At 48.2% G+C, this 13,812-nt stretch carries 11 protein-coding genes; 9 read left to right on the plus strand and 2 right to left on the minus strand.

The genetic code is table 11. From position 1 onward, the window contains the following. Positions 1-50 precede the first annotated feature (50 nt). The 3 genes from argF (at position 51) to argH (ending at position 4,141) form a co-directional block, all read left to right on the plus strand. Positions 51-1,007, plus strand: coding sequence for an ornithine carbamoyltransferase (gene argF / locus B9N86_RS01880; protein ID WP_208917522.1), 957 nt, complete (start codon positions 51-53; stop codon positions 1,005-1,007). Positions 1,008-1,068: 61 nt separating this feature from the next. Beyond that, positions 1,069-2,301, plus strand: a complete 1,233-nt coding sequence (locus B9N86_RS01885) for an argininosuccinate synthase (protein ID WP_208917523.1) — start codon at positions 1,069-1,071, stop codon at positions 2,299-2,301. 421 nt (positions 2,302-2,722) lie between these two features. Further along, positions 2,723-4,141, plus strand: a complete 1,419-nt coding sequence (gene argH, locus B9N86_RS01890) for an argininosuccinate lyase (protein ID WP_208917524.1) — start codon at positions 2,723-2,725, stop codon at positions 4,139-4,141. 142 nt (positions 4,142-4,283) lie between these two features. Here the strand turns inward: argH and B9N86_RS01895 are convergent, their stop codons facing one another. Beyond that, positions 4,284-5,060, minus strand: a complete 777-nt coding sequence (locus B9N86_RS01895; protein ID WP_208917525.1) for an alpha/beta hydrolase — start codon at positions 5,058-5,060, stop codon at positions 4,284-4,286. Between the two features lie 769 nt (positions 5,061-5,829). Here B9N86_RS01895 and B9N86_RS01900 point away from each other — a divergent pair. Then, a complete protein-coding gene (locus B9N86_RS01900) occupies positions 5,830-6,555 on the plus strand; it encodes a bactofilin family protein (protein ID WP_208917526.1) in 726 nt (241 codons plus the stop codon). A gap of 73 nt (positions 6,556-6,628) precedes the next feature. Further along, positions 6,629-7,354: a hypothetical protein gene (locus tag B9N86_RS01905; RefSeq protein WP_208917527.1), complete on the plus strand. Its 726-nt coding sequence runs from the start codon at positions 6,629-6,631 to the stop codon at positions 7,352-7,354. Positions 7,355-7,492: 138 nt separating this feature from the next. Here the strand turns inward: B9N86_RS01905 and B9N86_RS01910 are convergent, their stop codons facing one another. After that, positions 7,493-8,923, minus strand: coding sequence for a VanW family protein (locus B9N86_RS01910; protein WP_208917528.1), 1,431 nt, complete (start codon positions 8,921-8,923; stop codon positions 7,493-7,495). 206 nt (positions 8,924-9,129) lie between these two features. On the opposite strand from B9N86_RS01910, the gene ftsE reads away from it, so the two are divergent. The 4 genes from ftsE to B9N86_RS01930 all read left to right on the plus strand — a co-directional run bounded on the left by ftsE (position 9,130) and on the right by B9N86_RS01930 (position 13,708). Next, complete coding sequence (gene ftsE / locus B9N86_RS01915) at positions 9,130-9,816, plus strand: cell division ATP-binding protein FtsE (RefSeq protein WP_208920045.1); 687 nt, start codon at positions 9,130-9,132, stop codon at positions 9,814-9,816. After that, on the plus strand, positions 9,806-10,723 hold the full coding sequence (gene ftsX, locus B9N86_RS01920; protein ID WP_208917529.1) for a permease-like cell division protein FtsX: 918 nt from the start codon (positions 9,806-9,808) through the stop codon (positions 10,721-10,723). The genes ftsE and ftsX overlap by 11 nt, the downstream gene beginning before the upstream one ends. Before the next feature lie 95 nt (positions 10,724-10,818). Further along, the gene (locus tag B9N86_RS01925) at positions 10,819-12,129 is read left to right on the plus strand and encodes a murein hydrolase activator EnvC family protein (RefSeq protein WP_208920046.1); all 1,311 of its coding nucleotides are present in this window, start codon (positions 10,819-10,821) and stop codon (positions 12,127-12,129) included. A 109-nt stretch (positions 12,130-12,238) separates the two neighbouring features. Next, on the plus strand, positions 12,239-13,708 hold the full coding sequence (locus tag B9N86_RS01930; protein WP_208917530.1) for a S41 family peptidase: 1,470 nt from the start codon (positions 12,239-12,241) through the stop codon (positions 13,706-13,708). Positions 13,709-13,812 lie beyond the last annotated feature (104 nt).

Here is a 13,812-nt window from a genome sequence, read left to right on the forward strand (position 1 = left end):
TTACCGTGATACAATGGATAAATCAAGCAATGGTAAGGAGGATGCAGCATATGACCCCGAGTGGACAAGTGCAGGAGTTGACCTTTAAAGGACGCGATATGATCGAGCTTGATGATTATACGACAGAAGAGATTCAGTATCTTCTCGACTCAGCCATCGAGATCAAGCGCAAGCAAAAGAACGGTGTGGTATACCAGCCGTTCAAAGGCAAGACCATCGGATTAATTTTTGAAAAATCATCCACACGGACGAGAGTCTCATTCGAAACCGGCATGTTCCAGCTGGGAGGCCATGCGCTCTTTTTGAGCAAAAATGATATTCAGCTTGGACGCGGCGAGCCGATCAGCGATATGGCGCAGGTGTTGTCTCGTTACCTGGACGGCATCATGATCCGTACCTTCGGGCATGACAATGTCATCAACCTTGCCCGTTATGCATCGATTCCGGTCATTAATGGACTCAGTGACATGGCGCATCCGTGCCAGGTTCTGGCGGATCTTCAGACGATTCTTGAGCATAAGGGTACGCTGAAAGGTCTTAAGATGGCATTTATCGGAGACGGCAATAATATGGCGAATTCACTGTTGATCGGAGGCGCCAAGATGGGCATGCACGTAGCAGTTTCCAGCCCAGATGGATATGAGCCGGATGAGCGAATCGTTCAGCTGAGCCGGGAAATCGCCAATGAGACCGGAGCAGAAATTACGGTAACGCAGAATCCGCTGGAAGCCGCGAAAGATGCTGATGTGATCTATACGGACGTATGGGCAAGCATGGGCTTTGAAGAAGAGCAGAAGCAGCGGGAAGCTGCGTTTGCGAGCTATCAGGTCAATGAAGAGCTGGCCAAGGTTGCGAAGCCGGATTATCTGTTCTTGCACTGTCTGCCAGCCCACCGCGGCGAAGAGGTAAGCGAGGGGGTCATTGACGGCGCGAATTCGGTTATTTTTGACCAGGCGGAGAACCGTCTGCATGCTCAAAAAGCATTGATGGTTGCTTTGATGGGTTAAATGGCAGCAGTAGAAATAGAATCAGAGGATGTACTAGCGATATAGAGAGGGAGTTTAAATCATGGCAAAACAAAAAATCGTACTGGCGTATTCCGGCGGTCTGGACACGTCGGTTATCCTGAGATGGCTCAAAGAAACCTACGATGCTGAAATTATCGCATTTACGGCTGATATCGGACAAAAGGAAGAGCTTGACGGCTTGGAGGAAAAAGCGTTGGCTACCGGCGCTTCGAAAGTATATATTGACGACCTTCGTGCAGAGTTCGCTGAAGATTTCATCTATCCGATGTTCCAATCCGGCGCTCTTTATGAAGGTCAGTATCTGCTCGGCACGAGCATTGCACGTCCGCTGATCGCGAAGCGTATGGTTGACATCGCCCGCGCTGAAGGTGCAACAATGATCGCGCATGGTGCTACGGGTAAAGGAAATGACCAGGTTCGTTTTGAACTCGGTGTAGCAGGGCTTGCTCCTGACATTGAAGTGATTGCGCCTTGGCGTATCGAAGAATTCCGTAACAAGTTCCCAGGACGTGCCGAGATGATTGCTTATGCAGAGGAGCATGGCATTCCGGTAACCGCATCGGCAGCGAAATCCTACTCTATGGACCGCAACTTGCTGCATATCAGTTATGAGAGCGGCGTGCTTGAAGATCCATGGTTTGATGCGAGTGCACCGGAGAGCAAGGACATGTACCTGCTCAGCGTGTCTCCTGAAGATGCTCCGGATGAAGCTGAATACCTGGAGCTGGAATTTGAAAAAGGGAACTGTGTAGCACTGAACGGCGAATCGCTCAGCCCGCTCCAGGCGATGGAGAAGCTGAACGAACTCGGTGGCAAGCATGGCATTGGACGTGTGGACATGGTAGAGAACCGTTTTGTTGGTATGAAGAGCCGTGGCGTCTATGAGACTCCAGGCGGAACGATTCTGTTCACCGCTCACCGTAAAATGGAGTCCATCACGATGGACCGTGAAGTGATGAACCTGCGCGACAGTCTCATTACCCGTTATAGCACGCTTGTGTATAACGGCTTCTGGTTCGCACCGGAGCGTCTGGCTCTGCAGGCACTCGTCACAGAAAGCCAGAAGAACGTAACCGGAACCGTTCGCGTGAAATTGTACAAAGGCAACGTGATTGCGGCTGGTGTGAAAAGCCCTGTCAGCCTGTACAATCCTGACATCGCTACGATGGAAGCGGACCCGACACAGGCTTATGATCAAGGCGATGCTACCGGATTTATTCGCTTGAACGCATTGCGTTTGAAAGTGGCTACCGGCGTAGACCAGAATCAATAACCATTGCGGACTGACGTTCCGCTATTTTATGGTTTTTGTCTCAATTGAGAAAGAATGAGGACAGTAAAGCCGCTATTTGCTTATAATCGTGTTCATTTGAGCATGATTTAACCTGATAGCGGAATCTGAGTCCTCGAATACATTAAAAAGCTTCTTATTGGCATAAATAGCGGATCTACAGTCCGTAAAGTCTTACCGCGTGCCTTTCCCGGCGCCCGGTGTAATGACAGGCTGCTGCACGATCAGCGCCAGACGTCGGTGGATATCGTAGTTCGGCTAGCAATTACAGTATCAACTATACTTAAACAGGCGAAGGCCGTTTCATGTCAGATGGTAATGTGAAGCATATCTCTTATGGGATGAGTTTCATAGCCGCGGCGGGAGACGGCCCTCTGCCTTAAACGAAAGTGGGGCAAACGTAGTGAGCAAGTTGTGGGGAGGACGTTTTACGAAGCAGACCAATGCTTTGGTAGAACAATACACAGCATCTATCGGTTTCGATAAGCAATTAGCCGAGGAGGATATTCAGGGCAGCCTTGCGCATGTATCCATGCTGGGCAAATGCGGCATTGTGCCGCAGGAGGATGTTGAGAGCATCAAGTCTGGTCTGAACAAAGTGTTAGAACGGATTCGTAAGGGCGAGATTGAGTTCTCGGTTTCCGACGAAGATATTCATATGAACATCGAGAAAAATCTGATCGAAGAAGTGGGGCCTGTAGGTGGCAAGCTGCATACAGGACGCAGCCGGAACGACCAGGTCGCAACTGATATGCATCTGTATTTACGCAACCGCGTTGTTGAGTTGACCGGTATGTTGCATGAACTGCAGACGGCGCTGATCGGACAGGCCAAGGACAATCTCGACACGATTATTCCAGGCTATACGCATCTGCAGCGGGCGCAGCCGATCCTGTTCGCACATCATCTGATGGCTTACGTGTCCATGTTCCAGCGTGACATTGGCCGTCTGATCGACAGCTACAAGCGGATTAACATCCTGCCGCTGGGTGCAGGTGCACTCGCAGGAACAACTTTCCCTATCGATCGGCATTTTGTAGCGGAGCAGCTAGGATTTGACGGTGTATATGAGAACAGTCTGGATGCCGTGAGTGATCGCGACTTCATCCTGGAGTTCTTATCGGATGCTTCCATGATTATGATGCACCTCTCCCGCCTGAGTGAAGAACTTGTGCTGTGGAGCAGCACGGAGTTCAATTTCATCGAGCTGGATGATGCATTCTGCACAGGCAGCAGTATTATGCCGCAGAAGAAGAACCCTGACGTGCCTGAGCTTGTCCGCGGCAAAACCGGACGTGTATACGGAAATCTGATGGGTCTGTTCACAGTCCTCAAGTCGCTGCCGCTCGCCTACAATAAGGATATGCAGGAAGACAAAGAAGGCATGTTCGACACCGTAGCTACACTTGAAGGTGCGTTGCAGCTGTTCGCACCGATGATCGCAACGATGAAAGTGAACAAGGGCCGGATGCGTGAAGCCGTGAATACCGACTTCTCCAATGCGACAGATATCGCAGACTTCCTCGTAGGGAAGGGGCTTCCGTTCCGTCAGGCGCATGAAGTGATTGGCAAAACTGTGTTGTACTGTATCCAGAACAACAAGTTCTTGCTTGACCTGACATTGGAAGAGTTCCAGCAGTTCTCACCGTTATTTGACGACAGCATCTATCAGGTGTTGCAGCCGGAGACGGTCGTTAACGCCCGTAACGTATACGGTGGCACGGCTACGCCTCAGGTGAAGGCAGCTATCGACCGTGCGGAGCAGGCTTTATCGGTGTCGGCTGAATGGATTCAGGCTCATTCCGCAGGAGCGAATAAGTAAAAAATATCAGTTTGACCCGCAAAATATCCGCAGTTTAAAGGGGTGCCCCAAGTAGATTGTTCTACAATGGGCACCCCTGTTTAATGTTCAAAATAGATTTAAAAGTGCATGTAACTTCAACGGGAGTCGGCTCAGTTGTGGCTCAGTCCTTGCGAAGCGGCAGCCAGTTCAATACGTCTTGGATTTTGTCATCCCAATAACCCCAATCATGTGCGCCGGGACCTTCCGCATAGGTTAAATCCAGCGATGTATCCTGGCAGGCTTTCAGGAACGTCTGGTTGTCATCATACAGAAAATCTTCCGTTCCACAGCACTGATACAGTTTTGGCTTTGGTCCTTTGGATTGGTCCAACTGCTGCAGAAGTGACAGAAGATCGTTGTCGCTTCCCTGAATCGGGCTGTCTCCAAAGATCATTTGCATCTCTCGGTTAAGGCCATCGTTCAAAGAACTTCCGGCCAGATCCAATGCACCGGACAAGCTGGCCGCTGCTGCAAACATCTCAGGTTTTCGCAGTCCAAGTTTGAAAGCACCGTATCCGCCCATCGACAGCCCGGCTACGAAATTATCTTCACGCTTATCCGATAGCGGGAAGAAGGAACGGGCCAGAGCGGGAAGCTCCTCACTGATAAAGGTCCAGTATTTGCCGCCGTATTCCATGTCTGTGTAAAAACTGCGATGTACTTGTGGCATGACGACCGCGATTCCCATAGATGCTACATATCGCTCGATGGATGTCCGGCGCAGCCAGATGGAATCGTCATCGGATAAACCGTGAAGCAGATAGAGTGTGGGATGGCGATGCGAGCCTGCACGATTTTCCATGCCGATTTGTGTAGATGTGTTCTGTGGGAGAATGACGGTCATTGTTGTACTAAGTCCGAGTGCTTCCGAGAAAAAATGACATTGCATAAGTGCCATGCGAAAATATCCCCTCTCGTTTCTTATAGTGGTCTATAAAACTAATGTAATCGATGAACATGGCCGTAGAATATATGGCCGAGCTTCCTATTTATCTCAGATGATAGCATAAAAAATGATAATATGTATTATAAGACTTCATATGTAGCAATGAAAGGATGTCTGTTATATGACGAATGACGTTCTTATAGATATTTTGAACAAGTATGGAATACATGAGCCTGTTATTAAATTTCTAAGACATAATGAAAATAGGACATACAAAATTGATGACGCAGTTAGTGGAAACTCATATTTACTTCGGATTCATCAACCCATTAAAGATAATATGACAGACCTGCAGCATACATATCAAACCGCTGCTATGTAAGGTTATCGGTGGGTGTTCTTTTAGTACTTCTCCGTCTCTAGACGGAGATGAACTTCAGCCAAAAGAACGTTTGCTGTTTAGTCGGCTTATGTTACATTACTGGTAAATAGCTTTATGACGGGTAAACCATCTAGTGGAACTATATAGATTGAACTAAATAGAAATACTTCAACGGAGAAGGCGGAATTATTTTGGAGAAGCGTAGCGTTCGACCGAAAGCTTTCCACAGGAAAGCTCGCATCGGAAGCATAAGCTGCCCCCGGGTTTCAACGGTTGTATAAATACATCAAAGAAATCTGGGGGCACAGAGATCGGAAGAATAATCCGCATTCGTAGTGATGCTCAGGCTAAGAATCTTTAGTTCAACTTATATAGCGTGAAGAAACGGGGGATATTGCAGTGGAAGAGTTCGTACAAAAACGTGATAACTTGCATATTGCGGGAGTTGGAAAAACAGAGGGAGGCGTGTACGCCAAGGTTCAGCTGGATGGAATGGGCACGGTCGGCGGGAGTCTGGACTGTGATGATTTTATTGGAAACGGTTCGGTAAGTGTCAAAGGTGCACTTACTGCAAAAAAAGTCCGCATTAATGGTACTGGAAGTGTGGACGGCCCCATGGATGCGCTGGACGTGAATGTGGGCGGTTCCGCCAAAATAAAATCTGATGTACGTGCACGAAAGATGACGGTGAGCGGTCGATGTCATATTTACGGCAAATTGACTTCAAAAAAAATAGAACTGAGCGGAAGTCTGAAAGCGGAAAATATTCAAACGGAAAACATCGAGGTAAAGGGAGGATTTCATGTAGAGGATGTGCTTCAAGCGGATACGATGGAGATTAAGCTGTATGACCGCTGCGAAGCTCGGGAAATCTATGGAAATTACATTACGGTGCGCAAAAAAGGAAAACATATCTGGGAAAAGCTTTCTTTTTCATTTCGGCCATCTCGCTTGTATGTTCGATTCATGGAAGGAAATAGGGTGGAGGTGGAGCATACGGAGGCGGACATTATCCGCGGAAACCGGATCATTCTCGGACCGGGTTGTAATGTGCGATTGGTTGAATACAGAGAAGAGCTTATTCAAGACCCCTCTGCAGAGGTTGGAGAAGTACGCTTAATTTGATCTGCAACCGAAGCGCTGTTCAGCGCTTAGTAACAACACGTATATATTAGGATGCTGAAAGGGGGAACTCTGGGTGACAGTATATGAAACAGAGGTAAGACAAAATGTATCAATCATGGGCAACGGGACCTCTAACGGAGGGATTCTGGGTAAGCTGCGTGTTAATGGAGATGGCCGGATTTATGGAGATGCAGATTGTTTGATATTTCGGTGCAACGGAAGCGCTGAGGTGGAAGGAAGTTTGCGCTCCCGGGAAACCCGGGTTAATGGGCAGCTGAACGTAAATGATAATCTGGAAGCAGAGCAAATGAAGATTAACGGTGGATTGAAGGCGGGCGGCAGTGCCCGTATCGGCCATATTCACGTCAATGGAGATTTGTTGATCGGGAACACGTTGTCATCTGTAAAGCTGACGGTAAATGGAACCTTGGAGGCCCGGGATGAGATTGGTGTCGAGAACTTGACAGTTAGAGGGAAAATTAAGGCTGGCAGAGCGCTGTATGGCAGAGAGATCAATATCAAGCTCCACGGCGGTTCTTCCCAAGTGTCCAGAATGACGGGCGAATCTATTTCAGTATCTATTTCTCGTCTTGCCAGAGTAATCGGATCACTCCACATAACTAGCCTGAAGACCGGACATATTGAGGGTGACGATATCTTTCTAGAAAATACGATAGCAGACACAGTCCGCGGTCGGAGGGTGACTATAGGCCGGGGGTGCGTCATTGGGCTGGTTGAATACAGCGAGGAACTGAGGACGGACAGGAGCGCGGAGATTTTGAATGCTGAACGTATATAAATATAAAAAGTGAAAAGGTGTTAAAAAAAGAACAGAGGCATGAAGTGCCCCTGTTCTTTTTTGTGCGTATTGCTTCGCACCACGTGCAGTTTCCAGCGTGAGGTGTGGCGTTGTATGACGGCGGTCGACCACATGAGACTACGGATTGCTGACTCCATCCTCGACAACGGGTGCTTTAGGCAGGTCTCTTGCGCCAGGCAACTCACCATTCGACGGATTCATACCGACGATTGTGCTTTGTCCCCGATAAATGTCGCGGGAAATTCGAATGCGTTCGGTTACCTTTCCGTTAACCTTCTTGATACGGTAGGTTTCTACGACATACCCGGGTTTGCCATTCTGCAGTACCCTGTGTTTGCCGGGAGATAATGAGCCGTCTCGGACATACTTTAGCGGAGCAGGAATACCCTGCACGATTTTTGATTCGAGTGAATAGACGGTGTCTTTCGGAAAAGTTCCGAAAAACTTGAGTGTCAGGGTCCGACCGGTGACCTCGGCGTGGATCAGCAGATGCTTGCCGGTATTGTTGCGGAATCGGAAATTAATGTACCCTTCAGCAAAGGTGGCGTCCTGACCCTTGGGCAAATAATTGACCGGAAGGGAATGGCTTCGGCGTTCCGTCACTTCGAGTCCGGTCAATAGAACGGCATTGTATACAGTGCTGGACACTTGACAGATTCCTCCGCCAATCCCCGGCACGAGCTTGCCGCTAACGATGACCGGCGCTTGCTTGAAGCCGAATTTTTGCCGGGCTCTCTCCACCACTTCGGCATAGTTGAATTCATCGCCCGGTTTCAGAATCATCCCGTTCACGGCTTTGGCGGCAGCCGTGATGTTATGTACTCGGCCCGGACCGCTTGCGCCTAGTTGGGTAGAGAACTGTATGATTTTCCGTTCGATGCCCTCAGCTTGCAGAGATTTTACCGTTACATCCGGTACAAGCAAAGTGAGAGGCAGCTCAACCATAATGATCTCAGGGGGATCAGACTGCAGAACAGAGAAATCGCTAGGAATGGCTGCCCCAAATCGGTCGCTAAGCGCCGTCCAGTCAATCCGGAACGTCGTCTGCTCAGGTATGTAGCGCACGATGTCGCCGGTAATGCTGCGTACCGCATTGACCGGTTCTCCGAAGCGGTCTTTTTCCCATTCCGTGTGGAATCTCTTCTTTAGAGTATCGAGATCCCAATCAGGGTAGATGCTCCAGATTTTCTCGAACTGGTACCGATATAAAGCCCGTTCCCACAGGTCTCCCTCAGTGAACTTGGATACAGCGCTACGGAAATCGTTCGCTTCATACTTCACCCCGGCTTCCCTAAGGCTAAGCGTCTCCTCCTCTCCATTAAGATGGTCCCCGAAGAATTGCACCTGAATCGATTCCATAGCTTTTAAGCGTTCGTCTAGTTCGTTTAGAACCTCACGAGCGGGCCTTCCTCCGATGTCCCAGCCAGATAGCATGACGCCTTTAGGCAGGATATTTTGATTGGCATAGAGGGCCAGTCCGCCATAACAAATAGACCCGATTAACAGCACACTAATGACAACGATAAGACCAATGTGAATTTTTTTCATGCGAAACCACCTTTTTTGCTTCTGATTAACCGTAGTTCAAGCACCTTTTAATGTATATGTCACAGGGCCGATAAACTTTCGGGTACTCAAAAGGTAACAAATTTGTTACAATGAGTGATGTCATGAGGATTTTTATTGGATTTTAAAGGAATTACATGGAAAGTGTCGAAAGTATAAGGGCTAATCAAGTAATGGGAAGTGATGAAGTGATAGAAATGCAGGATGTGTGGAAGACCTATCCGAACGGCACCCATGCACTTCAAGGGGCCTCGGTAAAAATCGACCGCAATGAGTTTGTTTACGTCGTCGGACCATCCGGCGCTGGTAAATCGACATTTATGAAACTCATCTATAGAGAAGAAGTACCTACCAAAGGGCAGATTTCAGTCAACGGATTTAATATCGGTAAGCTGAAACAGCGCAAAATCCCTTATGTTCGGCGTAATATCGGGGTTATCTTTCAAGATTTTCGACTCCTGCCGAAGATGACAGCTTATGAAAATGTAGCCTTTGCTATGGAAGTAATTGAGGCGCCTACGCGTCTGATGAAAAAGCGGGTCATGGAAGTCCTTGATCTTGTGGGGCTGAAGTCCAAGGCAACCCGCCTACCGGCTCAATTGTCCGGCGGGGAACAGCAGCGGATTGCTATAGCTCGGGCGATTGTGAACAATCCGTCTGTGATTATAGCGGACGAGCCTACAGGCAACTTGGATCCGGAGACTTCGTGGGGAATTATGCAGTTGCTTGATGAGATCAATTTCCGGGGAACAACCATCGTGATGGCAACCCATAACAAAGATATCGTAAATACGATGCGTAAACGCGTTATCGCCATTGAACAAGGACAAATTGTCCGAGATCAGGTGAGAGGGGAGTACGGATATGACTTTTAAAACCTTCCTACGGCACTTGCGGGAAGGGGCCAAAAGCGTATTCCGGAACGGCTGGATGTCCGTAGCGTCTGTAACCTCAATCGTAGTGTCATTATTTATTTTGGGCGTATTTATTTTATTAGTATTGAATGTAAACGCATTGGCCGATAAAGCCGATAGTGAAGTACAGGTGAGCGCTTATCTTAATCTGAACGTCGATGAGAAGATGCGCGAGACTATCCATAAAGAAATCAAGGCGATGCCTGAAGTCAACTCTATCACTTTTGTTTCGAAAGACGAGGGAATGAAGGAGCTTACCGAAAGCCTAGGAGAGGAAGGCAAGGATATGCTGGACGGGTTCAACACTAAAGACCAGAACCCTTTGCCGGACTCATTTGTCATCCAGGTTATCGAACCTACTACAGTTCCTTTTGTAGCCGATAAGATTAGCGCGCTTAACAAGAAACACCCGGAGCAGCCGATCATGAGAGTGAAATACGGGGAAGGTACCGTTGAAACGCTGTTCAAAATTACCCGTACCGTACGTAATATTGGATTTATTTTTGTTGGCGGACTCGGCCTGATGTCGATGTTCCTGATCTCCAACACGATCCGGGTTACGATATTGGCCCGCCGCCGCGAGATTGGCATCATGAAGCTGGTCGGAGCGACGAATAATTTCATTCGCTGGCCGTTCTTCGTGGAAGGTGCCTTGATCGGGTTCATGGGCTCGTTGGTTACAGTTGGCGTGTTATTCTTCGGATACAACCGTCTACATAACGCGGTTAAAGGTGATATTACCCTGTCGCAAAGTTTGATACCGCTGGGAGATATATGGATGCTGCTTGGGGGATTGATACTCCTACTGGGAATGCTGATTGGCATTTGGGGCAGCACGATGTCTATTCGCAAGTTTTTGAAGGTATAACCTTATAACTGTTGAGATCGTCTAATAGTTTCAATTTATTTTTAAGTATCATGAAATCTTTAACTAGAACACTGAAAAAGGATGGGGAGCGCAAGTTGAAAAAGATCGCCGCCGGATTAGCCGCCTTACTATTGGCCGCAGTCGTATTCCAACCCTCAGTCGGATTAGCCGAAAACAAAACATCTGCTGATGTTGATCGTGAAATCAAAGCGCTTCAAGAGCAGGTCCGTCAGGCTCGCAACCAGAAGAACAAAGCTGCAGAAGACAAGCAAGAGGCGCAGCATTACAAGAATAAGACAAACAAAACCTTGAAATATGTAATGGACCAGATCGATATCGTCAGCGGCGAAATTACCAAAATCACGATGAAAATTGATGAAACGGAAGAGGAGCTTCACGTGACTGCGCAAGAACTGAAGTCAGCTGAAGAAAGAATCGCAGCCCGTGAGAAACTTTTAGAGAAGCGTATTCGTTTAATATACATGGATGGGGAAGTTTCCTATCTGGATGTGCTTTTGTCTTCGACAAGCTTTACAGATTTCCTGGATCGTGCAGACTCGCTCAAGACTATTGTCGATCAAGACCAGGATCTTCTGGTTCAGCATAAACAGGACAAGATCCTCGTGCTGGACAAGAAAAAAGAGTTGGAGGGCCAATACGCCAAGGCTAAGGACCTGTACGCTCAGATGGAAGACCATAAACATGAGCTGAATGAGAAAGAAAAAGAGAAGAGAGTTCTCATTGCCGAGTACGACCAGAAGATTGAAATATCTGATGATATTTCTGCTGAGCAGGAGCAAATGCTTGTCGCGCTCGCTACGAAGCGTTCCAATCTCCAACAGCAAAGAAATAAGCTCGCAGCGGAAGAAGCTGCACGCAGAGCGGCTAAAGCAAAAGCTGAAGCCGAGGCAAGAGCTAGAGCAGCAGCTGCAGCAGCTGCTGCTGCGAAGAAAAAGAATACGGTCGCCTCGTCCAGACCTTCAGGCGGTGGAGGTTCGTTTACGGGCAATGGAGGTCCGTTCGCTATGCCTGTATCCGGTGCTTACCTGTCTTCCGGCTACGGACCACGTACTCACCCGGTCACCGGTCAAGTAATGTCGATGCACACCGGGCAAGATCTTGCCGCACCTGAAGGAACAGAAATTAGGGCAGCAGAGAGCGGCACTATCATTCTTGCTGAATGGTGGAGCAGCTATGGCAATACGGTTATTGTCGACCATGGCGGCGGTGTATGGACGCTTTACGGTCATATTCGCAACGGTGGCATCAAAGTAAGTGAAGGACAGCAGGTCAGCCGCGGACAAAAAATTGCTGAGGTTGGTTCTACAGGACGAAGCACAGGTCCTCATTTGCATTTTGAAGTGCGGATTAATGGCTCTGCTGTAAATCCGACTCCTTATCTGTAGTCAAGAAGTATAACCGCTGTATAAATATTCCCCGGAAGTTAATCATATACTAGGATGACCGGGAAGCTGCGAAGCGAAATAGCTGATACGTACAAAGGCGGTGAAATCCATGTTAAGAAAAAGAACGGTCGTATTTCTCGTTGTAGCTGCCATGCTGTGCGGTGGACTTCTGACGATGATGTTCACGCAACTGCCGAATCTTGCAGGTTCGAGTGCTAGCGGGGAAGGCCTGCTGGCTAGCATCGCGAAGAACGGGTTGGAACAGGAAGAAGCCAAGAAGATTGGTACCGCCCTCGACTTAATTGAAAGCAATTATTACAAAGATATTGACCGGGACAAGCTGGTTGATGGAGCGATTAACGGAATGATGGAATCACTTGGTGATCCTTACTCCAATTACATGGGCAAGGTGCCAGCAGCTCAATTTGAGGAAAGCATTGAGGGCTCGTTTAGCGGTATTGGTGCAGAGGTTTCCTCGGTTGATGGTAATGTTGTGGTCGTGTCCCCAATCAAGGGATCGCCAGCAGATAAAGCCGGCATTCGGGCCAAGGACGCGATTTTATCGGTTAACGGTGAATCATTACAAGGTCTGGATTTGAATGCTGCAGTGGCCAAAATCAAAGGTCCGAAAGGCTCGAAAGCGGTCATCAAAGTGAAACGCGCAGGAACGTCCGAGCCAATCGAATTTGTAATTATTCGAGATAACGTAAACCTGGAAACGGTTAGTGCCAGAATGGAGAGCAATAAAGTTGGTATTATTGAGATCTCACAGTTCTCCCTTAATACAGGTGACCGCTTTAAGGAAGAGTTGAAAAAGCTGGAAGCGCAAGGGATGGAAGGACTCGTGATTGACGTACGGAACAACCCGGGTGGTGTGCTTGCCGTTGTCATCGATATTGCTGAACAATTCGTGCCGAAAGGCAAATTGATCGTCCAGGTTGAGGATAAAGATAAGAAACGGGAGAAGCATCCTTCTAACGGAGAATCCAAACCGTATCCTGTTACGGTGTTGATGAACAAAGGCAGTGCCAGTGCTTCTGAAATACTGGCGGGTGCGCTGCAACAATCAGCCGGAGCTGTATTGATCGGTGAGAACACATTCGGTAAAGGTACGGTACAGACTAGCTTTGAGAAGCAGTTTGGAGACGGAAGCCTGCTTAAGGTAACGATCGCCAAATGGCTGACACCTAACGGTTCATGGATTCATGAAAAAGGAATCAAGCCTGATTTAAAAGTAGATCAGCCGGATTATTTCTTAGTTGCACCGATTGATAAGAAGAAAACATTGAAATATGATATGAACGGTTCTGACGTGATGAACGCCCAGATCATGCTCGAGGCAGTCGGCTATAAGCCAGGCCGGAAGGATGGTTACTTTGACCGGGCTACTGAAAAAGCTGTGAAGAGCTTCCAAAGCAGCCAGAAGCTTAAAGCAGACGGAGTGGTGAATACCGCAACAGCGGAAGCCCTTGAGGCTGCGTTGATCAAGAAGATTCAAGATCCGAAGAATGACAATCAATTGAATCGCGGAATCACCGAAATCCGGGAGGAAATCGCGACCAAGGCGTCGAAGAAATAGAAGGCTGAACTTTAGCCTTCTTTTTTTCTTGAGATTTAAGAAGAGGATCGTGCACTGCTCCTAGCGCGTGGTGTGGCATTACATGACTGTGGTCAAATATGTTT

It is taken from the genome of Paenibacillus uliginis N3/975 (genome assembly GCF_900177425.1).
Taxonomy (GTDB): domain Bacteria; phylum Bacillota; class Bacilli; order Paenibacillales; family Paenibacillaceae; genus Paenibacillus_AQ; species Paenibacillus_AQ uliginis.

What these genes read in the sequence shown, in the direction of transcription:
- argF (WP_208917522.1), top strand. Translation starts at nt 51, where the DNA reads ATGACCCCGAGTGGACAAGTGCAGGAGTTGACCTTTAAAGGACGCGAT.
- B9N86_RS01885 (WP_208917523.1), top strand. Translation starts at nt 1,069, where the DNA reads ATGGCAAAACAAAAAATCGTACTGGCGTATTCCGGCGGTCTGGACACG.
- ftsX (WP_208917529.1), top strand. Translation starts at nt 9,806, where the DNA reads ATGACTTTTAAAACCTTCCTACGGCACTTGCGGGAAGGGGCCAAAAGC.
- B9N86_RS01895 (WP_208917525.1), bottom strand. Translation starts at nt 5,060, where the DNA reads ATGGCACTTATGCAATGTCATTTTTTCTCGGAAGCACTCGGACTTAGT.
- B9N86_RS01910 (WP_208917528.1), bottom strand. Translation starts at nt 8,923, where the DNA reads ATGAAAAAAATTCACATTGGTCTTATCGTTGTCATTAGTGTGCTGTTA.
- B9N86_RS01930 (WP_208917530.1), top strand. Translation starts at nt 12,239, where the DNA reads ATGTTAAGAAAAAGAACGGTCGTATTTCTCGTTGTAGCTGCCATGCTG.